Raw genomic sequence first — 20,775 nt, 5'->3', positions numbered from 1 at the left:
GTCAGCGGAGGGTGGGGAGGGAGTTGTAGAGGGATTCGAGGTGGCGGGTCTGCTGGTGCAGGTCGAAGTCGGTCTCGACGCGGTGACGGGCCGCCCGGCCGAGGCGGGCGCGTAGCAGGTCGTCGGTGAGGAGGCGGCGGAGGTTGGCGGCCAGGGCCGCGCGGTCACCCTCCGCGCAGAGCAGGCCGTTCGCCTCGTGGGTGACCGCCTCAGGGATGCCGCTGTGGTACGTCGAGACGACCGGCACGCCGAGGCTGAACGCCTCCAGGATCGTGGTGGGCAGCCCCTCGGTGTCGCCGTCGGACGCGGTCCGCGACGGTGCCGCGAGCAGCCGCGCCTCGGTGATGTGCCGCATCACCTCGCTCGGCGGCAGGGTGCCGGGAAAGGTCGCGTCCACGCCCAGTTGCTCGGCGCGGGCGCGTACCCGCTCGCGCAGCGGCCCGGTGCCGACGAGCAGGGCCCGGGGGCGCAGGTCCGGCAGCATTCCGAGCGCCTCGACGAGGTCGTCGGCGCCCTTCTTCTCGACGAAGCGGCCGACGAAGACGACGTCCCACTGCTTCGGTCCGGTCGCCGGCTGCGGCGGCACGGGGACCCCGGTGTGGTGTACGCGGACCTTCGCCGGGTCCGCCCCCAACTCCACTGCCCGCTCCCGGATCGCCTCGGAGACGGCCAGGATCAGCGCGGCCCGGTCGAACATGGTCCGTAGGTTTCGCCGGTGCCGGGCCCCGCGTGGCCCCGGTACGGCCGCCTGCCGGGTGACGTCGAGGCCGTGCAGGGTGACGATCAGCGGGATGCCGAGCTGGGTGGCGGCCCGGCTGACCAGCCAACCGTCCCCGCCGAAGTGGGCGTGCACCACCTCGGGTCGCAGCCGACCCAGCATCCGGCGCAGCCGGGGCGAGCCGCCGGTCAGCCGTAGTCGCAGCCACTCGCGGCGACCACGCGTGGTGTCCGGGCAGAGCACGACGTCGCTGTTCCGGGAGAGCGCCGAGGTCACCCGGACGGCTCCCAGGTAGACCGGGCGCCAGGTGGACAGTGCGTCGCCCTGGTTGCGGATGAACGTCTCCGACCCGGGCAGTAGGCAGCTGCGCCAGATCACGGCGACCCTATCGCCGGACATCTGCCCCGATCTCCGCCGTCCCGACCCGGTCCTCGGCCACGGTCTCGCCGTCAGCGGCCCGGCGACGGTCGCCGCCGCGGCGACGGCCACGGCCGAGGATCCGGTCGCGTACCTGGTGTCGCAGCTGCGGGGGGATCAGCCAGATCTGCAGGAACGTGAGGTAGTCGAGGGCGCTCGGCCGGCCGTGCCGGCGGGCCTCGGCGAGCAGCAGCCGGAATACCCGGAGGCTACGGGTCGGCGCGGCCATCGAGCTGATGATGCTCATGGTGATCGCCGCGTACGCCCGGGGGGTGATCAGCGGTCGGATTCCCCGCAGCCACTCCAGCTGCGCCTGCCAGGGCGAACTGAGGCTGATCCGTGGGCGGTTCTCGTCCTGGTGCCAGAGTACGAGCGGCTCGGCGGCGATGAGCAGGTCGACGTCGGGCTGGCTGGCCGCGCGTACGGTCCAGTCGAGCTCCTGCTGCCGGCGCAGACCGACGGTGAACGGCACCCGGCGCAGCAGCTCGGTCGGCGCCATGATGGTCGAGGTCTGGATGAAGCCGTCGCCGTGGAACAGCCCGCGCCGCAGGGTGAGGTACTCGCAGATCGGCTCGCCCGGCTCCGGCAGCCGGCGGGGCATCACGAACTCCGCCCGGGGCGTCTTGTTGATCAGCCGGCTGGCGATGATCGGGTTGGGTACCGAGGTGCGGCGGGCCAGTTCCAGCTGGACGGCCAGCTTGCTGGGCAGCCACTCGTCGTCGTCGTCGAGCAGGGCGGTCCACCGGGCCGTCGCCGCGCGTACGCCCACGTTGCGGGCGTTGGGCGCGCCACCCTTGCCGGGCAGCTCCAGCACCCGCAGCCGGGGGTCGCCGATCTCGGCGAGGGCCTTGCCGGTCTCCTCGTCCGGACCGTCGATCACGACGATGACCTCGATGTCGGCCACCGTCTGCGCGAGGACGCTGCGGACCGCGCGGGTCACCAACGTCGGCCGGGCGAAGGTGGGGACAACCACGCTGACCTCGGGTGCGATTGGCATGACCACCTGCTCACTCGGGCCGGGTACGACGTGCGCGCAGGGTGACGCTATGGGCCACGGGCGGCCCGCCGGTGAATGCCGGGCGGCGACCAGGCGTACAGCGGCGGTCGCCGGGTCGCGGCAGGCGATCCCGGGCCGACGGGGCGGGTTAGGCTCCCGGCCATGGCTGAACTGCCGAAGGCCGAGTTCGCGTTCCCCGGACCTCTGCGGGATCAACTCGTCGCCGCGATCCTCTCCGGCGCGAAGACCTCGACCACCGGACTGATGATCGAGTACGAACGCGATGGTGAGCCGCTGCCGGAGGTCGGCGACCGCTCGGTCGTGGTGGACTCCGACGACCGGCCGGTCGCGGTGATCGAGCTGACCGAGGTCCGGGTGGTGCGGCTCGGTGACGTCGACCTGGCCCATGCCCGGGACGAGGGTGAGGGCTTCGAGACGGTCGCCGGCTGGCGGGCCGGGCACGAGAGGTTCTGGCACGGTCCGGAGTACCGGGCCTATCTGGGTGACCCTGACTTCACCGTCGACGATGGCACGCTGGCCGTCGTCGAGCGCTTCCGCGTGGTGCGGGACGGGGGACGGGTGCCGTGACGGACGCCGAACTGGCCGTCGAGGTGGCGGGCGCGGTGGCCACTGTGGTGATCCGCAATCCGGGCCGGCGCAACGCGATGACCCCGGCCATGTGGCGGCAGCTGCCGGTGCTGCTCGACGGTCTGGAGGCCGACCCGGCGGTACGCGTCCTGGTGCTCACCGGCGCGGACGGCACTTTCTGCGCCGGTGCCGACCTGGGTGATCTGGACGAGCTGCTGGCGGCCGGCGACGGGAGCATCGCGGTCGCGGCCGAGGAACGGCTGGCCAACTTCGTCAAGCCGACGGTCGCCGCCGTACGGGGTGCCTGCGTCGGCGGCGGCTGCCAACTCGCCGTCGCCTGCGACCTGCGGATCGCCGCCGACGACGCGCGGTTCGGCGTACCGCCGGCCCGGCTCGGCCTGGTCTACCCGACGCCGACCACCCGCCGGCTGGTCCGACTGGTCGGCCCGGCGGCGGCCAAGCATCTGCTCTTCACCGGAGAGCTGGTCGATGCCGACCGGGCGCTGCGGATCGGCTTGGCCGACGAGCTGCTGCCCGGTGCCGACCTGGCGGCCCGGATCGCGGGGCTCACCGGCGCGATCGCCGAACGTTCGCAGCTAAGCGTCGTCGCCGCCAAGGAGATCGTGGACGGCCGGGCAGACGACGACCGGGTCGCCTGGTGGCACGGGCAGGTGCGGGCCAGCGGCGAGGCGCGGGAGGGGGTCGCCGCCTTCCACGAGCGCCGCCCACCGCGATTCCGGTGGACGCCGCCCGCCGGGAGGTGAGAGTTCGCCCGGACAGGGTGGTGGGGGCGAGGCGTGGACTGTCGCCGAGGCGTCGCGGGTCAGGGTTGGCCGGTCGTTGCCCGGCGATGGGCCTCGGCCTTGGCCAGCACTTCGTCGACCGACCACTGGTCGTAGACGTGCTGGCCGTACCGGTGGCTGACGATCCGGCCGTCGGAGGCCACCAGGAAGTCGGCCGGTAGGCCGAGGCGCCCGCCGTGCGGCGTGGTGGCCGGTAGCCGTTCCCGGCCGCGCAGCACGTGCCACACCCCGGTGAGCACCGCGCGGAGGATCGGCAGCCATGCCCGGGGGTGCAACAGCGCCCGACGCCCCGCCTCGACCCCGAACTCCCGGTAGAGCCGCTTGTCCGGGTCCGCGACCACCGCGAACGGCAGGTCGGTGACGTGCTCGCGCAGCTCCTCGGCGGGTGAGTGGAACAGCACGACCTCGCGTACGCCGGCCGCCTCGATCTCCGCGTGCCGGCGGACCACGGTACGCAGGTGAAGGTTGCAGACCGGGCAGCCGGCGAAGCGCCTGAACTGGAGGTGCACGAGTCGCTCGGGGTCGGGCAGGTCGACCGGCCCGGTGTTGACCGGGTCGAGCCGGCGGGTGGTCACGACCGGCTGGGGGCGGGCGGTACGCATCGAGGGCTCCTCCACGTAGGTTTACAACGTACGCTTACAGCCTGCACTAGGGTGTCAAGCGTTATGCCTCGGCCCCGCTCGCTGACTCCCGACCGGATCGCCTCGGCGGCCCTGGCCGTGATCGATCGGGACGGGCTCGCCGGCTTCACCATGCGTGCCGTCGCCGCCGAGTTGTCGATGAGCGCGATGGCTCTCTACCGCTATGTCGACGACCGCGAAGAGCTGGAGCGTCTGATCGTGGAGCGGGTACTCGGCGGGATCGACGTCACCCCGCCCGACCCCCGGCTGCCCTGGGTCGAACGGATCACGATCCTGGTCCAGCGGATGCGTACCGTCGTGGCGGCCCACCCGGCGGTCGCCTCCCTGGTGCCCGTGCACCGGCACCGCTCGCACGCCGTACTGCGCTGGTCGGAGGCGGTGCTCGGGCTGCTCACCGAGGGCGGGCTGGCCGGCGAACGCCGGGTGGTCGCCCTGCGCGGGCTGCTCAGCTACCTCCTCGGCGCGATCCAGTTGGAGCACCTCGGTCCGCTGACCGGCCCCGGCACCGCCGCGCTGGCCGAGCTGCCGTCCGACCGGTTCCCGTACCTCGCCGAGACGGCGCGCTCGGCGCGCCAGGTCGGGCCGGACGCCGAGTTCGACGGCGGCCTGGCCCTGCTCCTACGCGGCCTGACCGCGCCCTAGTGCCGCCCCGCATGGCGGCGGTGCAGCCCTCCGGAGGGGGTGGGGTCGTCAGGGGCGGGCGAGCAGGCCACGGGGACGGACCGAGTGGATCGGCTCAGCCGCACCGCCCTCGGCCCGCAGGATGTGGTTCGCCGCGATGATGCCGGTGGCCGCCGCGCGTTCCATCAGCGCGCTGGGGAAGTCGGTGCGGATGCCGTCGCCGGCCAGGTAGAGCCGGTCGGCGCCGGTGCGTACCCCGGGTCGCCCGGCGTGGCTGCCCGGCGCGAAGGCCGGTGCCTTCGCCTCCACCCGGGCACGCAGCTCCCGCACCACCAGCCGGTCCGTCTCCGGCCAGAGCTGGGTCAGTTCGGCGCGCATCCGCTCGGCAAGCTCCCCGGCCGGCACGTCCGCCTCGCAGGCGTACGCGTGCAGCTCGATCACCGAGCCGCCGGTGCGTTGCGCCCAGCGTCGGGACTCGTGCTCCAGCCGGTGGTACAGCGTCACCGAGTCCAGGGTGGCCTGTCGGGAGACTCCGTTGAAGACGGCCCGACCGGGATCGACGTCCCCGTCGCACCAGTAGCGGGCGACCGCGTACGGGGGCCCGGGCCGGCCGTACCCGGGCATCGCCGCCGCCAGCGCCGGTGCCTCCTCGGCCAGTGACGGGGAGGCCTTGACCAGCGCGGCGAGCGCCGGTGGGTCGACGGCGAGCACGACATGCCCGGCCTGGTACGTCCCCTCGGGGGTGTGTACCCGCCAGCCGGCGGAGTCGCGGTGCAGTTCGGTCGCCGTGACACCGGTACGGACCCGGCCGCCGTGGCGCTCGACGTGTCGGGTCAGGGGCGCCCAGATCGCCGTGGCGTAGTCCTCGTCGGGACAGTCGAAGGCCAGCCCCTGCGGGTTGCCGAGCAGGTAGAAGTGGAACTGGGCGATCATCTCGGCGGCCGACATCTCCGCCTCGTGGTTGAAGAACGAGTGGGAGAAGACCTCGAAGAGCATCGCCCGGGCCCGGTCCGGCAGCCGCAACGAGGTGAGCAGTTCGTCGGCGGTGGTGTGGTCGAATTCGGCGTAGGTGCGTACCGGGTCGTAGGTCAGCAGCGGCAGGGCGGCGTCCCGGTCCATCCCGCGCAGGTCGCGCAGGCGCAGGCTGGGGCTGCGGGCGAGCAGGGCGAGCAGGTTCGCCGGTGGCGCGGGTGGCAGCTTCCCGAACTCCTCGGTCGGCCACTGCGCGCTCAGCACCGGATAGCCCGGGACAGCCCGGAGGAAGCGCAGCGCCGGGTCGATCCGACGCAGGATGTTGCGCCAGTTGTAGTACTGCCGGAAGAAGGCGTGGAAGCCGTGCTCGTTGACCTGGCCGGTGCCGTCCGCGAGCGTTTCCGGCCACGCACCGAGCCGACCGCCCAGGGTCGGCGCGGCCTCCAGCACCGTCACCTCGACGCCGCGCTCGGCGAGCACCACCGCCGCGGACATGCCCGCGATGCCGCCGCCGACGACCACCGCGGTGACCGGGCCCGGCACCCGGGAAGCGCCACCACCGCCGGGGTCCACCTCGTGCCGGCGTACGCCGATGAGTCGCCCGACCAACTGCGACAGCGCCATCTGTGCACCTCCCGATCGACCGTCCCCAGTCTGCCTGAGGCGCAAGGAAGGGCCCCTTATTAACAGTTCTGTTAATAAGGGGCCCGAGTACCTCACGAGGCGTTAATAGGGGGCCCTTCCTTTCACGGCAGGCAGGCGTTGGGGCGGTCGGAGGAGGGCCAGACGTACTCCAGATCGTCCGGGGTTTCGTCGCCGAAGACCGGGCGGTAGTGCGCCGGATCCTTGCGTAGCAGCGACGAGCGGTGGCTCAGGTGCAGCTCCGGGCGGCCGAGCCACGGCGGCAGTTCCCCGGCGGCGGCGAGCTCCGGCTGGCTGCGAACCCGCAGGATGCGGCAGGCGGCGGCGAGGTCGGCGGTGAGCGTCGTCGCGCAGGTGTCGGCCCGGCCGGCCGCGCACCAGACCGCGCAGATGTCCAGCCCGTAGCGGGTCAGGGCCTCCTCGTACCCGGCCCACATCCGCACCGCCGGGTGGTTGCGCCAGCCGTACCCGGGACGGGTCAGCCCACGCAGCACCTGGATCGCCTCCACCCGCTGCTTGCCCAGCCGGCGCTGGTCCAGCACATCGGCGCTGGCCAGGAAGTCCGGGTACGGCAGGAAGGTCTGCATGCCGCTGCCCTACCCGCCATCGACCGGGACATGCCGGGGCGACACGGCAGCGACGATCATGACGGGCTGCGCGGACTACGACCGGCTGACTACCATGCGGGCATGGCGGAGCCGCTGCTCGACCGGGCCCGGCGGGCCAGCCGCCGGTTGCGGGTCAACGGGGAGACCAGGGCGCACTACGTGATCTGTGGGCAGGATCCGCTCGCCTACTGGCTGGTGCGGACGTTGCTCGTGGGCGAGCCGCAGGCGGGCAGGGTGCGGATCACCCTGATCGTGCCCGATCGTCGTCGTTCTCCTGGGCCGGACGGTCGGGATCTGCCCGGCATCGAGGTTATCCGGGCCGACCGGTTGGACGAGGTCGCCTTCCGTCGGGCCGGGCTGGCCGGGGCGGACGGGCTGGCTCTGCTCCATCAGGACGATGTGGGCAACATGCACGCCGCGCTCTGCGCTCAGGAGGTCGAACCTCGGCTGCGGCTGGTGGTGCGGATGTTCAACACCGGCCTGGCCAACGGGGTACGACAGATCTTTCCCGACTCGGCGGTGCTCTCGGACACGTCGATGGCAGCCCCGGCCTTCGTGGCCGCCGCGCTGGGCGAAGTCGCGCCGACGCACTTCCGGCACGGCGGACGCACCCTCTACGTGGCCCGTCGCGACGACGTACGCCCGAACGAGGTCGTCTGCGGGGTGGCCGACACCCGCGACCCCCAGCAGGACCTGGTGCTGCCCGCCGACGACCGGGACGCCGACGTGGTGCTCGCCGAGGCCGCCGGCCGACCCGCCGGCACCGAGCTGGCCGCGCGCCGGCTGGCCCGCGCCCGTCGTCGGCGCCGCCCGGTGGCGATGCTGCTGCAGGCGGTCCGCAGCTTCGCCACCCGCAAGATCGGGATCGCGGTGATCCTGTTGCTCGCCTTGGTCGCCGCGCTGGGCGCGCTGTACGCCAACGCGGCGCACGTCGGCTGGGCCGACGCGCTCTACCTGACGCTGGTCACCACCCTCACCGGGCAGGACCCGGACACCGCGAAGTCGGCCGCCGAGCAGGTCATGCAGGTGGTGCTCAACCTCGCCGGGCTGGCGCTGATCCCACTGATCACGGCGGTGGTCGTCGACGGCGTGGTCAACGCCCGGCTGGCTCTGCACACCGGGCGGAGCTTGCCCGAGCGCTCCGGGCACGTCGTGGTGGTCGGGCTCGGCAACATCGGCATGCGGGTGATGGCCCAGCTCAACGACTTCGGCGTCGAGGTGGTGGCCATCGACAAGAACCGGGACGCGCTGGGTGCGGGGCTGGCCCGGCGGCTCGGCGTGCCGCTGGTGGTGGGCGACGCGGGGCAGGAGGAGACGTTGCGTGGCGCCTCGGTCGCCACCTGCCAGGCGCTGGTGGTGGTCTCCACCGACGACGGGGCCAACCTGCGGGCCGCGCTGAACGGCCGCGCCATCAACGACCAGCTCCGGGTGGTGCTGCGGCTCTTCGACGGTGACTTCGCCGAACGGGTGCAGCGGGCCTTCGGCATCGGCACCTCGCGCAGCGTCTCCTACCTGGCCGCGCCGTCGTTCGCCGCCGCACTGCTGGACCGGGCGGTGATCGCCACCATCCCGGTGGGCCGGCACGCGCTGCTGGTCACCGAGGTTCCGGTGGCGTCCGGCTCGGCGCTGGACGGTCGCGCGCTCGCCACCGTCGGGCGGGCCGGCAGCGTACGCCTGCTCGCGCACGCCCGGTCCGGGCAGCGCTTCGACTGGTCACCCGACCCGCGCATGGTGATCGTCGCGGGCGACCGGTTGACCGTGGTGGCTCGGCGCGCCGGCCTGAACGCGTTGTTGCGCGAGACCGCCCCACCGCCGCCGGATCCGGACTCGACGACGGCACCGGCACCGCGCGACGGTCGGTCGTAGACACAGGTCCGCAGTCGCCTTTCGGACCATCGCTCACGGTGAGATCAACAGGGCCGTGACCTGCGGAGATGTGATATACCAAAAGTAGTGCCAATCAATGTTTATGAGTCCATTTCGGATTCATCCTCTCGCGTTTCCCGGTCACCCGCCGGGTCCTGCGGCGTGCCGAAAAGACGTGGCCCGCTGTCGCCGTTTCCGAGCCCTGTGCATCACCCACCCCCGAAAGGTAGGTTCGATGTCACCTTCGTCCCGTCTCCGCGCGCTGGTGGGGTCGGCGCTCGCCGGCCTGCTGGTCGCGACGGTGCTCGCGGTGCCCAGCACCGCCACGGCACGCGCGCCCGACCTGTCCGTCCAACCCGCACGCGCCGCCGCACCGCAGGCCCCGGCCCGGCACCTGGCGCCCGTCGACACCGACGACAGGGGCACCGCGCCGGTCAAGCTCCGCCGGCCGTCCGCGCCCGCCGCGCCCAAGGCGGCTCGCAAGGGTACGAAGGCGGTGGTCACCTGGAAGGCGCCGAAGGCCAACGGCAGCCCGATCAGCGGATACGTGGTGACGCAGTACCGCAACGGTAAGAAGGCCAAGGCGGCTTCGGTCGACGCGACCAAGACCAGCGCGGCGCTGAAGCTGCCGTCGGCGAAGGGCGACTGGAGCTTCACCGTCGCGGCCCGCAACGCCGCCGGTATCGGCCCGGCCAGCAAGCGCTCCGCCCCGCCGAAGCTGCTCGCCCTGCCCGACGCACCGAGCATCATCGCGGCCACCGCCGATGTCACCACCGCGGTGGTCAGTTGGCGTCCGCCCGTCTCCGACGGCGGCTCGCCGATCACCAACTACGTCATTTTCCCGTACCTCGGCGCGGTGAAGCAGCCGTCGCAGACGGTGCCGGCCGCGCCGCTGACCGCCACCGTGGGCGGCCTCACCGCCGGTCTCACCTACACCTTCACCATCGCCGCGCTGACCGCCGAGGGGCTCGGGGCGGAGTCTGCGCCGTCGCACCCGGTGATCCCGAACGAGTCGCCCTGGGTGTTCTGGACCGGCTCCGCCGCTGCGGTCAGCGTGGCCTACAGCCAGTCCGTCGGCGTCTCCCGGGGTCGGTCTCCGTGGACCTTCTCCATCACCTACGGTGCCCTGCCACCCGGGCTGGTGCTGAACCCGGGCACCGGCAACATCTCCGGCATCCCGACCGTGGCGGGCAGCTTCGCCTTCGTGGTGCGGGTGGTCGGCAGCACCGGCGACATCGGTAGCCGGCTGCTCACCATCGCGGTCACCCCGGCCCCGAACATCGTCATACCCGTCGTCCCCCTGGGCGAGGTCGGCGCGCCGTACTCGCTGCGGCCCGTCGTGGTCGGCGGGGTGGCTCCGTACACCTGGTCGGTCGCCGGCGGTGTCCTGCCACCCGGGCTGACCCTCAACCCGAACACCGGTGAGATCAGCGGCCGACCCACCACGGTCGGCACCTTCGGCATCGACCTGCGGGTCACCGACAGCGCCGGGCTCAGCGACGTCGAGCAGGTCCGCATCGTGGTGCAGCCGCAGACGGTGGTCGCGCTGACCGCGAGCGTCGCTTCGGTCGACTTCGACAGCCCGGTCACCTTCACCGCCGATCTGGGCCCGGGCGAGACGGAAGGCACGGTGACCATCTTCGACCGGCAACGCACCGGAATCACCGCCAACCTCGGCACCCAGACCATCGCGTTCAACCGGGCGAGCTTCACCCTGAAGCTGCCGGCGTTCGGCCTCAACGAGGTGTTCGTGAAGTACGACTCCACCAACACCAACGCCGAGGCCACCTCCAACACCGTGCCGGTGCAGGTCAACGGCGTGGCCGGACAGTTGCTCATCGACCAGTTCCGGCAGTCCGGCGTCGCCAACATTCCCGCCCAGTACGACCAGTACGTGGTGCTATACAACAACACCTCGATCCCGATGCAGCTGCCCGGGATCAAGGTGGAGGCCCCCGGCGGCGTCGTAATCGAGATTCCGAACACCGAGACCACCATCGGCCCCCGGGTCGGCTTCCTGATCGGCACCGCGAGGTACGACATCGCCATCCCGACCATCCCGGCGGACCTGGTGGTGCCCACCCTCGGGCCGGTGCCGAACACCGGCGGTACCGGCCTGCGGCTGCGGGTGCCCGACGCGGCCGGCACCGTCACCGACGCGGCCGGCAGCATCCCGGGCTACTTCACCGGCACCCCACTGCCGGCGTTCAGCAGCCCGCCGACGGTCTCGAACGCCTGGGTGCGGCTGCGGGTCCGCGGCACCCCGCAGAACAACTCGGACAACGTGACCGACTTCCGGTTGGTGTCGACCGTCCTCGGCCCGATCAACGGGGTGCCGTCCGCGCTCGGCTCACCGTCGCCGTTGCGCCAGTTCGGGCCGTTCGAGCAGAGCAGCCTCCTCCAGACCACCCTGCTCGATCCGAGCAAGGCGGCCAACGAGGTCCCGAACCAGCAGGTCCTCGACGCCACCCCGGCCAGCCCGAGACGGCTGATCGTCCGGCGGGGCATCACGAACCGTGGGGTCACGCCGGCAACCCTGCTGCGGCTGCGCATCTCCACGCTCAGCCAGCCCAACGGCGCGCCCAGGCCGGGCCTGCCAGACCCGCCCAACCCGGCGCAGCTGCGGTTGGTCAACCCGGACACCGCCACCTCGACGTTCATCGTCGGGGGCCAGACGGTGACGGTGCGGAACCTCCGGATGGACGCGCCGGCGCAGGACCCGCCGGGCGGTGGGCTCTCCACCACGCTGACCGTGCCGCTGCCGCTCGGCGGCCTGCCCCCCGGAAAGACCATCTACGTCTCCCTCACCTTCGAGGTGGACCAGGGTGGCAGGTTCTGGGCCGGTTGGGACGTCGAGGCCATCGGCGGCGGGCCGGTGCTCCCGCCGGGCGCGGCAGCCACGGCGGCGGTCACCGCCGCCAAGGAGAAGGCGGCCAAGGAGGCCGGCCAGCGGGCGGCGAAGAGCCGCAAGCTGACCAACCTGCAGGGCAGCGTGCGCTGAGCCGCTGACCTTTCCGAGCCGGACCAGGCGCCGGGTGGGGGCCACACCTCCACCCGGCGCCGTCCGCGCACTCCTCTCCGGCGCCGTCCCGGCGCCACCGTGTCCGGTGCGCCCGTGCGCCCCTGGTCCGCGCGAAGGATGAGATGCCAGCCAGATCCGCCTACGGGCTACACATCCGCGGCCTCGACGAGGTCGCCGAACTGTCCGCGACCACCGCGTACCCGCCGCCGGGCAGCCGCCCGGTGATCGTGCGCCAACGCCACGCCACGCCGCCGCCACCGCTGCCGCTGGACGCCGACCGGCTGGTCCGGCGGCTCACCGACGGCCGCACCCTGGCGCTGGACCGGCACAGCGGCGATGCCACCTTCTACGGGCCGCCGCTCACCGCCGACGTGCTCGCCCACCCGTACCTCGCCCCGGTCGCCGTCGTCGTCAACCGCTGGGCGGGGCGGGAGACCTTCCACGCCGGGGCGTTCGTCCACGCCGGACGGGCCTGGGTCGTGCTCGGTGGCCGTACCGCCGGCAAGAGCACCCTGCTCGCGGCGCTGGTCGCCCGCGACGTGCCGGTGCTGGCCGACGACATCGTGGTCTGCGACGGCGGTGACGTGCTCGCCGGCCCACGCTGCGTCGACCTGCGGGAACCTGTCCCCGGCCTCGGGTTGCCCACCCGAGCGGTCCGCGACGCCACTCGGCTGCGGGTCACCCTGCCCGCCGTCGCGCCCCGACTGCCGCTCGGCGGCTGGATCTTCCTGCGCTGGGGCGACGGACCCGCGCTGACCCCGGTCGGCGCGGCCGACCTGCTGGCCCGCCTCGTCGTCCGGCGCTCCCTACCCGAACTGCCCTCCGACCCGGCCGCGCTGCTCACGCTGGCCGGCCTGCCCGGCTACGACCTGGCCCGTCCCCGGGAATGGGCGGCCATCGACGCCACCCACCGGCTCCTCGACGCCGTACTAACGCCCGCCGGGGCGCTGCCGTGACCGCGGCCCCCGGCCTCGCCCTGCGCTGCCTCGCCCTCGATGCCCTGGCCGTGTCCACCAGCGACCTGCTGCGCCGCCACGGCATCGACAGCGTGCTGCTCAAGGGGGCCGGCCTGGCCCGCCTGCTCGGCACCGAGCGTCTTTACGCCGATGTGGACCTGCTCGTCGCGCCGGACACCATCACCGCCGCGCAGGACGCCCTGCGCGGCGCCGGGTACCGGATGGCCCGACCCCACGACCGGTACGACATCCACGCCCCCTGGCACGAGCAGCCCTGGTACGCCCCCGGGCCGGTGCCGTTGACCGTGGACCTGCACCGTGGCTTCGCCGGGGTCGGCGACCATGACGAGCTGTGGCGGTCGCTGCGCGGTGCGGCGTACCACCTCGACCTGGCCGGCGGTCGGGCCCTGGTGCCCGACGACGGCGGCACAGCCCTGCTGGCCGCACTGCACGCCGCCTACCCCGGTGGCGCCGGCAAACCCGCCCGGGACCTGGCCCACGCACTGGCGGTGTTGTGCCCGTCTGTGTGGGAGACGGCCGGCCAGCTCGCGGCGGGCTGCGACGCCGTGCCGGCGTTCACCGTCGGGCTCCGGGTGCTGCCGGCTGGCGCGGCGGTCGCGGCCCGGCTGGGCCTGTCGTCCACGCCCGACCCTTCACCGGCGTGGCTCGCCGCCCGCCTGGCCACCCCCACCGCGGTCGGTCTGGCCCGGATGGCGGAGTCGTCCGGGCTGCGGGACCGTCTCCGGCTCCTCGCCCGGCTGGCGCTGCCGTCACCGGCGTACATGCGACGTGGCGAAGCGGGAGCCGGCCGCGGCCGGTGGGGCCTGCTGCGGGCGTACGTCCGGCGGATCGGCCGGCACCTCCGGAGGCTGCCGCGCGCGCTGCGGGAGCTACGGACCGCGCGGCGGCGGCACCATGACTGACCCCGTACGCGCGCTGCGCGCCCTGGCCCGGGTGGTCCGCCGGCACGGGCCGCTCGGCGTGGCCCTGGTGGCGTGGACCCTGCTGGCCTGCCGGCGGGTACGCCGCCAGCTCGCCCAGGGCGGGCTGGACGCGGTACGCCTCCCCGGGCCCCCGCCCGGCGGCACCGACACCCTGGTCCGGCGGGCACTCCGTCGGGGCGGCGGCAACTGCCTGGAGAGCGCGTTGGTGCGGCAGCGCTGGTTCGCCCGACGGCGAGTGGCGCGGACCGTGGTGATCGCGGTCAGCGCGCCGAGTGCCGGGTTCCACGCCCACGCCTGGCTCGACGGCGACCCGGATCCGCACCGGGACGAACTGGCGGAGATTCTGCGTCGCCCCGTCCCGCCCTCCTGGCTGCCCCGACCGCGCCGCTGACCTCGACCGTCGCCGCCACCGTCGCGGCGAGCGTCAGAGGCGGTCGACCAGGCCGGCGGCCTCCAGGTCGGCCAGGAAGGCGCGCACGTCGGCGGCGGCCCGCTCCCGCCCGACCTGGGCCTGGCCGGCCAGCACCTCGGTCAGCTCGGCGTCAGTGGCCCCGGCCAGCAGGTGCGGCCACAGCAGCGCGGCCGAGCGGTCCAGCGCGAAGTAGACGGACTGCCGGGTGTCCAGCAGTACCGTCTCGTCGCCGGCTGCCCGCCAGGCCACCCGGTCGCTTCTGACCCGATAGACGGGCGGGGTGTCGGTGTTCACTTCGGCACCTCCAGGGTGTTCCGCCGCAGCGGAGCCGGCCGATCGGCCAGCCACACCTGCTGCACCAGCGCCGCCGTACGCGGGTTGACCGGCCAGCCCGACCATTCCCGGCGCAGCGCCGCCACGTCCACCAGCGAATCGTCGATCCCGCCGCCGTCCCAGGCGCGTACCACCTCACGGGTCGCCGCCCGGAAGAACACCTCGTTGAAGGTGGCCTTGCGGCGGGGCGCGACGATCAGCGACGGCAGGGCGGCGTCGGCGACCATCGCGAGCAGTTCCCGCCGGGACGGTGACCGCAGCCCGCCGTGGTGGGCGGTCAGAGCGGCGGCGAAGCCGTCGTCCAGCAGCGGTGTCACCGCCAGCACGTCGTTGTCGGTGGCGAGCATGGCCAGGCTGGCCCGGCTCATCGTCAGGTCGCGGCGGCGCAGGTGCCAGGGGATCCGCCCGGCCAGGCGGCGCGGCTCAGCGCGCTGCTCGGCGCGGAACGCGCGGCGCACCTGCCGCGCCACCTCCGGGCGCAGCCAGGGGAACGGGTCCGGCTCCCGGTGTCGCAGGCGGGCCCGTAGCCGGCCGAGTCGGGCCCGCACCGAGCCGGGACGCCGCCGCCAACCGGCCAGGACCTGGTCCCCGCCGAGCCCGGTGAGCAACGCACCGCCCCGAGCCAGCTCCACGATCGGCAGGTGCACGTGCCGGTTGAACGGGTGTACCTGCCCGTACCGGGTCAGCACCCGCCGGGCGACGGAGCCGACCAGGTCCAGATCGTCGCCGGCCTGGAGGATCTGCCACTGCCGGGCCAGCCTCAGCTCGGCGATCACCCGGTCCTGCCAGGGCGACTCCTCGGCGCGGGGTGCGTCGGTGAAGCGCCAGGTGACCGGCACCGGGTCCGGCAGCCCCTCCCGCCGCGCCACCCGGGCGGCGATCGCCAGCACCAGCGAGGAGTCCACCCCGCCGGAGAAGCTGACCATGCAGGGCGGCCGGCGCAGCGCCGGCAGCACCGCCCGTTCCAGGGCGACCAGCGGCGCCGGTGCCGGGCCGGACCAGGCGACCGGTGGGCGCGTGGCGGGCTCCAGACCGAGCATGATGCCGCACGCCACGTCGAGGCCGGTGGAGCGAAGTGGTACGAGGTCAGTCACGGGTGAGCACCCCTCTGCGTCGGGCGATCCACAGCGCGCGGTCGAAGATCCAGGCGGACAAGGGCAGCAGTACGGCGGCGGTGCCGGCGAGCACCGCCGCCGCCCCGGCCCAGCCGCCCCCGGTGAGCGCGTGCCGCAGCCCGTCCAACGCCACGCGAGTGGGCAGCAGGGCGCACACCGGGTGCAGGACGTCGGGCAGCGCCGAGGTCGGGAAGTACGTGCCGGACAGGAACGACAGGGCCACCACCAGCAGCCGGGCCACCGGGTCGCCGTGCCCGACCGCGACCGCGAACCCCATCAGCACCATCCCGAACGGCAGCGCGCACAGCGCCGCGAGGGCCAGCACGATCAAGACGCCGGGCCAATGGGCGTCACCGACGTGCAGGCCGAAGATGCCGGCCAGCAGGCCGAGGTACACCCCGGCGCGCAGCAGCGCGAAGGCGAACGGGTAGCCGACCAGCCCAAGCGCCAGCGACCAGCCCGGCACCGGCTGCGCGGCCAGCAGTTCCAGCATCCCGTCCCGCTGCTCGGCCGTCACCCGGGCAACCACCTGCACGGTCGCCGCCTGGATCACCAGCAGGAAGACGATCCCCACCGCGACGAAGTCGAAGTAACTGGCGGAGCGGGCGAAGTCGACGGCCGGGGCCGGTATGAGCACCCGGGAAACGAACAGGAAGACCAGCAGGTTGAGCAGCCCGAACAGCAGGTCCAGCAGGAAGGACAGCCGCACCCCGCGACGCTCGGCCAGGTCTCGGCGCAGCAGCGCCAGCACCGTGCGCCCGCCGGCCCGCCAGGAGACCGGTGCGCCGTCGGACCGGGCGCTGGCGGCACCGGCGGCGGGCGCGGAGCGCAGGTCGCTGTTCATCGACGTACCGGCATGGCAAGCGTGCGGTCGCACCGAACGCGGTCGGAATCCAGGTGCGAGGCGAGCACGCAGGTCAGTCCTGGGCGGCGGTCCAGGGCGGCCCAGAACATCGCCCGTGCCCCGGCGTCCAGGGACCGCCCGGGCTCGTCGAGTAGCAGCACCGGCGGGTCGCCGAGCAGTGCGCGGGCGACGCTGATCCGGGCCCGCATCCCGGCGGAGCACCGCTGGGCAGGCACCTGGGCGTACTCGGCGATGGCGAATTCCTCCTCGACCCGGGCGACCGCCGCCGCCGCTTCCCGGGCGGGTAGCCGCATCCGGGCCAACAGCATCAGATTGTCGTGCCCGGAGAGCCGGCCGCAGAGAGTCTGCTCCGGGGCGAGAGCGATGCCGACCAGGCGGCGGGCCGCCGGTGTTCCGGCTGGTCGGCCCGCGATGGTCGCCCGGCCGCTGCTCAGTGCGAGGGTGCCGGCCAGGCAGCGCAGCAGGGTGGTCTTGCCGGTGCCGTTGCCGCCGGTGAGCAACAACCGGGTGCCGGGCGGGACCTCCAGGTCGAGCCCCGAGAAGACCGGGCGCCGCCCGAAGGCCCGCCCGGCACCGTCGAGTCGCAGCATGTCGGGGGCGAGTGGTCGACCGGGAGGGTCAGATCGAACCCTCGACACCGGACTGGCCGTCGACGTCCGCGATCCCGGGGAAGCCGCCCTGGGTCAGCTCGGCCAACGTGCCGAGTCGCCACAACTGCGGCGGCTGGTAGCCCTCCGGAATCTCGGGCGGCGACACGGGAGAGGGAATAATGCTCATCTAACATCCTTTGATTGAACAAAACGGGTATAAGCATGCTACACCGCAGCGTCGGCTACAGACAGGACCCAGCAGGCCAAAGCCGACCTCTACCGTCTCGCGTGGCGTAGGGTGTCCGGCCAGCAGGCTCTGACGGCGGTCGTTAGCGGCGGGCTGACCGGAAGGCGTACCAGACGGCGCCGAGGGCGAGCACGCCGAAGCCGGCGAGCACGCTGGACAGCGGCAGGTTGACCGCGAGCAGTACGCAGCCGATCAGCCCCGCGACGGCGAGGGCGTGCACCGGTAGCTTCCGCGACGGTTCCCGGCCGAGCGTCAGTGCCGCCGCGTTGGTGATCGCGTAGTACACCAGCACGGTGACGCTGGAGAACCCGATCGCGCCCCGCACGTCACCGAGGGCGACCACCAGGATCACCGCGACCGCCACGGCGAGTTCGGCCCGCGCCGGCACCCGGTAGCGGGGGTGCACCGCGGCCAGCGCGTTGGGCAGGTCCCGATGACGGGCCATCGCCAGGGTGGTGCGGCCGACCCCGGCGAGCAGGGAGAGCAGCACGCCGGTCACCGCGACCGTCGCGCCGGCGCGTACCACCCACTCCAGGCCGGGCAGTCCGGCGGCGGTCACCACGTCGGCCAGGGGCGCGGCGGAGGCGGCCAGCCGGTCGGCACCGAGCACACCGACGGCGATCACCGCCAGGGCCAGGTAGATCGTCAGCACGACGCCGAGCGCCAGCGGCACCGCCCGGGGGATGGTGCGCTGGGGATCGCGTACCTCCTCGCCGAGGGTGGCGACCCGGGCGTAGCCGGCGAAGGCGAAGAAGAGCAGCCCGGCAGCGGTGAGCACGCCCCGCCCGCCGTCCGGCGGCTCGGCGAGCCGGGCCAGCTGCACCTGGCTGGCACCGGTGGCCGCGACCAGGGCCAGCACGGCGAGCACCAGGACCACCAGGATCCGGGTCGCGGCGGCGGTCTTGCCGATGCCGCGCAGGTTCACCGCGGTCACCGCGACCACCGCCAGCACCGCGACGAGCCGGGCCTGCCCCGGCCAGAGGTACGCCCCGATGGTCAGCGCCATCGCCGCGCAGCTCGCCGTCTTGCCGACCACGAAACCCCAGCCGGCCAGGAAGCCGGAGAACGGGCCGAGCCGTTCCCGGCCGTAGACGTACGTGCCGCCGGACTCCGGGTAGCGGGCCGCCAGCCGGGCCGAACTGGTCGCGTTGCAGAACGCGATGAACCCGGCCAGGACCAGCGCGGCCAGCAGACCGCTGCCGCCGGCCGCCGCCGTGGCGGGGGCGAAGACCACGAAGACGCCCGCGCCGAGCATCGAACCCAGCCCGATGACGACGGCATCCGGTACGCCCAACCGGCGCGCTAGTCGATCCACAGCAGCACCCTAGGGGTGTTGGATGAACGGCCGGTCCCACCGCCGTAGCCGGCCGGGCAGCGGCAGGTCGTCCCAGGGCACCCGGTGCAGCAGCCGGTCCAGCAGCAGCCCGAGCAGCAGGGCGGCCAGCCCGTCGGTGAGCCAGTGAAAGTTCAGGTATGTGGTGGTGACCAGCAGGATCGCCGGCGGCGCGTACCGGACCAGCCGGTAGGGCCCGACCGGCAGCCGCCCCGCGGTCAGGCAGGCCAGCAGCAGGGCGATCACGCCGTACCAGACGATCGCGTTGGCCACGTGCCCCGACGGGTACGACATCGAGTAGGCGCCGACCGGCAGTTGGTTGAAGATCTCCACTGCCTCCTCGGGTGCCAGGAACGGCTCCTTCACCGACGCGGTGGGCGCCGCCCGATCCGTCCAGAGCTTGAGCGGACCGATCGTCAGGGTGGTGATCAGGAAGGCGCCCGCCACCAGCAGCAACGGCCGCACGGTGTGCCGCCGCCACGCCACGGCCACGGCGAGCGCGCCGGAGACCGGCAGCAGCAGCCAGCCGCCCTGACCGAGCAGGTTGAACACCCGGGCGGTCCAGTACAGCGGGGTCGGGTCGTGCGTGAAGGCCCACTCGCTCACGGCGAGGTCGAGGCCGAGCAGGTGGCCCGCGGCGAGGGCGCCGGTCAGCGCGACGAACCCCGCCAGCAGCAGTGTGTCGAACCACCAGCCGCCCGGGCGGACCGGTGCCAGGCGCATCCTCCGGCGTACCGGTGTCGTTTCCCGCACCCGGATCACGCTACCGGCCCCGGTGCCGACGCCGACCCGCGCGGTGCGGGGGTGACTGTGGGCCCAGCCACGCGGGGAAGCGTTCCGGCGGGGAAAGCGTCAGACTTGACGCCGTGCGGATCACCTCGGCCCTAGTCGACCCGGCGCTGCTCGACCTCCCCTGGTCGACACCGCTGGAGCAGTGGCCGGCCGAACACCTGGTCGCGCTGCCCCAGGGCATCTCTCGGCACGTGGTGCGCTTCGTCCAGTTGGGCGGGCACGTCTACGCGGTCAAGGAGACCGGCGAGCGGGTCGCCGAGCGGGAGTACGACCTGCTGCGCGCCCTGGAGCGGATCGACTTCCCGTCGGTGAAGGCGGTGGCGATCGTGGCCGACCGGGAGTCCGACGCCGGTGAGCCGCTGGATCCCGTGCTGATCACCCGCCATCTGCAGTTCTCCCTGCCCTACCGGGCGCTGTTCTCGCACACGCTGCGCCCCGAGACGATGGGACGGCTGCTCGACGCACTCGCCGCGCTGCTGGTCCGGATGCACCTGACCGGCTTCTTCTGGGGTGACTGCTCGCTGTCGAACACGCTGTTCCGGCGGGACGCGGGGGCCTTCGCCGCGTACCTGGTCGACGCCGAGACCGGCGCGCTGCGGAGCATGCTCTCCAACGGCCAGCGCGGCGAGGACCTGGAGATCGCCCGGGTCAACATCTTCGGCGAGGCGCTGGATCTCCAGGCCGCCGGCCTGCTGCACGACTCGATCGACCCCGAGGTGGTCTGCGAGGAGGTGGTGCAGCGGTACGAGCGGCTGTGGCACGAGATCACCTACGAGCAGCAGGTCGAGCGGGAGGCCCGGCACGACATCGAGGGGCGCATCCGCCGGCTCAACGAGATGGGGTTCGACGTGGCCGAGGTGGCCATGTCGACCATCGACAACGGCCGCTATCTGATCCGGCCGAAGGTGGTCGACGCCGGCTACCACCATCGCCGGCTACTTCGCCTCACCGGCCTGGACGCCGAAGAGAACCAGGCCCGCAAGCTGCTCAACGACCTCGACGCGTACCGGGCGGAGAGCGACCTGATCGACGAGCAGCAGGCCGCGCACCGCTGGCTGACCGAGGTGTTCGAGCCGGTGGTCCGGGCGGTCCCCGCGCAACTGCGACGCAAGCTTGAGCCGCAGGAGTTGTTCGCGCAGATCATCGAGCACAAGTGGCTGCTCTCCGAGCAGGCCGGCCGGGACGTCGGGATGCGCCACGCGGTGCACTCGTTCCTGGCGGACGTGCTGGTGCACCGCCCGGACGAGCAGGCCGTCCTCGGCGTGGAGATCCCGACGCCGGGCTGACCCGCGC

General features: G+C 73.4%; 21 protein-coding genes. 9 read left to right on the top strand and 12 right to left on the bottom strand.

Annotated elements, in window-relative coordinates; genetic code table 11:
- Window position 1: 1 nt before the first annotated feature.
- Both BMY89_RS26530 and BMY89_RS26525 read right to left on the bottom strand, forming a co-directional pair.
- Window positions 2–1,117: a glycosyltransferase gene (locus BMY89_RS26530; protein WP_092382807.1), complete on the bottom strand. Its 1,116-nt coding sequence runs from the start codon at window positions 1,115–1,117 to the stop codon at window positions 2–4.
- Window positions 1,104–2,132, bottom strand: coding sequence for a glycosyltransferase family 2 protein (locus tag BMY89_RS26525; RefSeq protein ID WP_092382859.1), 1,029 nt, complete (start codon window positions 2,130–2,132; stop codon window positions 1,104–1,106). Before BMY89_RS26525 ends, BMY89_RS26530 begins: the two co-directional genes overlap by 14 nt.
- 162 nt (window positions 2,133–2,294) lie before the next feature.
- Here BMY89_RS26525 and BMY89_RS26520 point away from each other — a divergent pair, with 162 nt between their 5' ends.
- Together BMY89_RS26520 and BMY89_RS26515 are read left to right on the top strand one after the other, a co-directional pair.
- Entirely contained in the window at window positions 2,295–2,720 is a 426-nt protein-coding gene (locus BMY89_RS26520; RefSeq protein ID WP_092382806.1) for an ASCH domain-containing protein, read from the top strand.
- Window positions 2,717–3,484, top strand: a complete 768-nt coding sequence (locus tag BMY89_RS26515) for an enoyl-CoA hydratase/isomerase family protein (protein ID WP_092382805.1) — start codon at window positions 2,717–2,719, stop codon at window positions 3,482–3,484. The genes BMY89_RS26520 and BMY89_RS26515 overlap by 4 nt, the downstream gene beginning before the upstream one ends.
- Window positions 3,485–3,543: 59 nt before the next feature.
- Here BMY89_RS26515 and BMY89_RS26510 read toward each other — a convergent pair whose 3' ends face one another.
- On the bottom strand, window positions 3,544–4,125 hold the full coding sequence (locus BMY89_RS26510) for a peroxiredoxin-like family protein (RefSeq protein ID WP_092382804.1): 582 nt from the start codon (window positions 4,123–4,125) through the stop codon (window positions 3,544–3,546).
- A 63-nt stretch (window positions 4,126–4,188) separates the two neighbouring features.
- On the opposite strand from BMY89_RS26510, the gene BMY89_RS26505 reads away from it, so the two are divergent.
- Window positions 4,189–4,806, top strand: a complete 618-nt coding sequence (locus BMY89_RS26505; protein WP_092382803.1) for a TetR/AcrR family transcriptional regulator — start codon at window positions 4,189–4,191, stop codon at window positions 4,804–4,806.
- 48 nt (window positions 4,807–4,854) lie between these two features.
- On the opposite strand, the gene BMY89_RS26500 is transcribed toward BMY89_RS26505, so the two are convergent.
- Both BMY89_RS26500 and BMY89_RS26495 read right to left on the bottom strand, forming a co-directional pair.
- Complete coding sequence (locus BMY89_RS26500) at window positions 4,855–6,381, bottom strand: hydroxysqualene dehydroxylase (RefSeq protein ID WP_092382802.1); 1,527 nt, start codon at window positions 6,379–6,381, stop codon at window positions 4,855–4,857.
- Window positions 6,382–6,503: 122 nt separating this feature from the next.
- Window positions 6,504–6,986, bottom strand: coding sequence for an MSMEG_6728 family protein (locus tag BMY89_RS26495; RefSeq protein WP_092382801.1), 483 nt, complete (start codon window positions 6,984–6,986; stop codon window positions 6,504–6,506).
- 102 nt (window positions 6,987–7,088) lie between these two features.
- Between BMY89_RS26495 and BMY89_RS26490 the strand changes: the two genes are divergently transcribed.
- The 5 genes from BMY89_RS26490 to BMY89_RS26470 all read left to right on the top strand — a co-directional run bounded on the left by BMY89_RS26490 (window position 7,089) and on the right by BMY89_RS26470 (window position 14,186).
- Window positions 7,089–8,873 carry a potassium channel family protein gene (locus BMY89_RS26490; protein WP_092382800.1) on the top strand — a complete coding sequence of 595 codons (1,785 nt, stop codon included), beginning with the start codon at window positions 7,089–7,091 and terminating at the stop codon, window positions 8,871–8,873.
- Window positions 8,874–9,108: 235 nt separating this feature from the next.
- On the top strand, window positions 9,109–11,874 hold the full coding sequence (locus BMY89_RS26485; protein ID WP_170147632.1) for a fibronectin type III domain-containing protein: 2,766 nt from the start codon (window positions 9,109–9,111) through the stop codon (window positions 11,872–11,874).
- A gap of 143 nt (window positions 11,875–12,017) precedes the next feature.
- Window positions 12,018–12,851 carry a hypothetical protein gene (locus BMY89_RS26480; RefSeq protein WP_092382798.1) on the top strand — a complete coding sequence of 278 codons (834 nt, stop codon included), beginning with the start codon at window positions 12,018–12,020 and terminating at the stop codon, window positions 12,849–12,851.
- Window positions 12,848–13,774: a nucleotidyltransferase family protein gene (locus BMY89_RS26475; RefSeq protein ID WP_170147631.1), complete on the top strand. Its 927-nt coding sequence runs from the start codon at window positions 12,848–12,850 to the stop codon at window positions 13,772–13,774. Before BMY89_RS26480 ends, BMY89_RS26475 begins: the two co-directional genes overlap by 4 nt.
- A complete protein-coding gene (locus BMY89_RS26470) occupies window positions 13,767–14,186 on the top strand; it encodes a lasso peptide biosynthesis protein (RefSeq protein ID WP_092382796.1) in 420 nt (139 codons plus the stop codon). The genes BMY89_RS26475 and BMY89_RS26470 overlap by 8 nt, the downstream gene beginning before the upstream one ends.
- A 33-nt stretch (window positions 14,187–14,219) precedes the next feature.
- On the opposite strand, the gene BMY89_RS26465 is transcribed toward BMY89_RS26470, so the two are convergent.
- The 7 genes from BMY89_RS26465 to BMY89_RS26440 form a co-directional block, all read right to left on the bottom strand.
- Entirely contained in the window at window positions 14,220–14,501 is a 282-nt protein-coding gene (locus BMY89_RS26465) for a PqqD family protein (protein WP_170147630.1), read from the bottom strand.
- Window positions 14,498–15,634: an asparagine synthase-related protein gene (locus tag BMY89_RS26460; RefSeq protein WP_092382794.1), complete on the bottom strand. Its 1,137-nt coding sequence runs from the start codon at window positions 15,632–15,634 to the stop codon at window positions 14,498–14,500. Before BMY89_RS26460 ends, BMY89_RS26465 begins: the two co-directional genes overlap by 4 nt.
- Complete coding sequence (locus BMY89_RS26455; RefSeq protein WP_092382793.1) at window positions 15,627–16,499, bottom strand: ABC transporter permease; 873 nt, start codon at window positions 16,497–16,499, stop codon at window positions 15,627–15,629. The genes BMY89_RS26460 and BMY89_RS26455 overlap by 8 nt, the downstream gene beginning before the upstream one ends.
- The gene (locus BMY89_RS26450) at window positions 16,496–17,110 is read right to left on the bottom strand and encodes an ABC transporter ATP-binding protein (protein ID WP_092382792.1); all 615 of its coding nucleotides are present in this window, start codon (window positions 17,108–17,110) and stop codon (window positions 16,496–16,498) included. The genes BMY89_RS26455 and BMY89_RS26450 overlap by 4 nt, the downstream gene beginning before the upstream one ends.
- 28 nt (window positions 17,111–17,138) lie before the next feature.
- Window positions 17,139–17,297, bottom strand: a complete 159-nt coding sequence (locus BMY89_RS30070) for a lasso RiPP family leader peptide-containing protein (RefSeq protein WP_111313802.1) — start codon at window positions 17,295–17,297, stop codon at window positions 17,139–17,141.
- Between the two features lie 142 nt (window positions 17,298–17,439).
- Entirely contained in the window at window positions 17,440–18,672 is a 1,233-nt protein-coding gene (locus BMY89_RS26445; protein WP_092382791.1) for an APC family permease, read from the bottom strand.
- A 9-nt stretch (window positions 18,673–18,681) separates the two neighbouring features.
- Window positions 18,682–19,443, bottom strand: a complete 762-nt coding sequence (locus tag BMY89_RS26440) for a phosphatase PAP2 family protein (protein WP_092382858.1) — start codon at window positions 19,441–19,443, stop codon at window positions 18,682–18,684.
- A gap of 113 nt (window positions 19,444–19,556) precedes the next feature.
- Between BMY89_RS26440 and BMY89_RS26435 the strand changes: the two genes are divergently transcribed.
- Window positions 19,557–20,768 (top strand): DUF4032 domain-containing protein, encoded by a 1,212-nt coding sequence (locus BMY89_RS26435; RefSeq protein ID WP_092382790.1) that lies wholly within the window; start codon window positions 19,557–19,559, stop codon window positions 20,766–20,768.
- Window positions 20,769–20,775: the final 7 nt, after the last annotated feature.

Source organism: Micromonospora phaseoli, from assembly GCF_900109115.1.
Taxonomy (GTDB): Bacteria; Actinomycetota; Actinomycetes; order Mycobacteriales; family Micromonosporaceae; genus Micromonospora; species Micromonospora phaseoli.
This window is presented reverse-complemented; position numbering and strand designations above follow the sequence as displayed.

What these genes read in the sequence shown, in the direction of transcription:
- BMY89_RS26510 (WP_092382804.1), bottom strand. Translation starts at nt 4,125, where the DNA reads ATGCGTACCGCCCGCCCCCAGCCGGTCGTGACCACCCGCCGGCTCGAC.
- BMY89_RS26520 (WP_092382806.1), top strand. Translation starts at nt 2,295, where the DNA reads ATGGCTGAACTGCCGAAGGCCGAGTTCGCGTTCCCCGGACCTCTGCGG.
- BMY89_RS26490 (WP_092382800.1), top strand. Translation starts at nt 7,089, where the DNA reads ATGGCGGAGCCGCTGCTCGACCGGGCCCGGCGGGCCAGCCGCCGGTTG.
- BMY89_RS26470 (WP_092382796.1), top strand. Translation starts at nt 13,767, where the DNA reads ATGACTGACCCCGTACGCGCGCTGCGCGCCCTGGCCCGGGTGGTCCGC.
- BMY89_RS26485 (WP_170147632.1), top strand. Translation starts at nt 9,109, where the DNA reads ATGTCACCTTCGTCCCGTCTCCGCGCGCTGGTGGGGTCGGCGCTCGCC.
- BMY89_RS26500 (WP_092382802.1), bottom strand. Translation starts at nt 6,381, where the DNA reads ATGGCGCTGTCGCAGTTGGTCGGGCGACTCATCGGCGTACGCCGGCAC.
- BMY89_RS26450 (WP_092382792.1), bottom strand. Translation starts at nt 17,110, where the DNA reads ATGCTGCGACTCGACGGTGCCGGGCGGGCCTTCGGGCGGCGCCCGGTC.
- BMY89_RS26530 (WP_092382807.1), bottom strand. Translation starts at nt 1,117, where the DNA reads ATGTCCGGCGATAGGGTCGCCGTGATCTGGCGCAGCTGCCTACTGCCC.
- BMY89_RS26505 (WP_092382803.1), top strand. Translation starts at nt 4,189, where the DNA reads ATGCCTCGGCCCCGCTCGCTGACTCCCGACCGGATCGCCTCGGCGGCC.
- BMY89_RS30070 (WP_111313802.1), bottom strand. Translation starts at nt 17,297, where the DNA reads ATGAGCATTATTCCCTCTCCCGTGTCGCCGCCCGAGATTCCGGAGGGC.
- BMY89_RS26525 (WP_092382859.1), bottom strand. Translation starts at nt 2,132, where the DNA reads ATGCCAATCGCACCCGAGGTCAGCGTGGTTGTCCCCACCTTCGCCCGG.
- BMY89_RS26480 (WP_092382798.1), top strand. Translation starts at nt 12,018, where the DNA reads ATGCCAGCCAGATCCGCCTACGGGCTACACATCCGCGGCCTCGACGAG.
- BMY89_RS26455 (WP_092382793.1), bottom strand. Translation starts at nt 16,499, where the DNA reads ATGAACAGCGACCTGCGCTCCGCGCCCGCCGCCGGTGCCGCCAGCGCC.
- BMY89_RS26495 (WP_092382801.1), bottom strand. Translation starts at nt 6,986, where the DNA reads ATGCAGACCTTCCTGCCGTACCCGGACTTCCTGGCCAGCGCCGATGTG.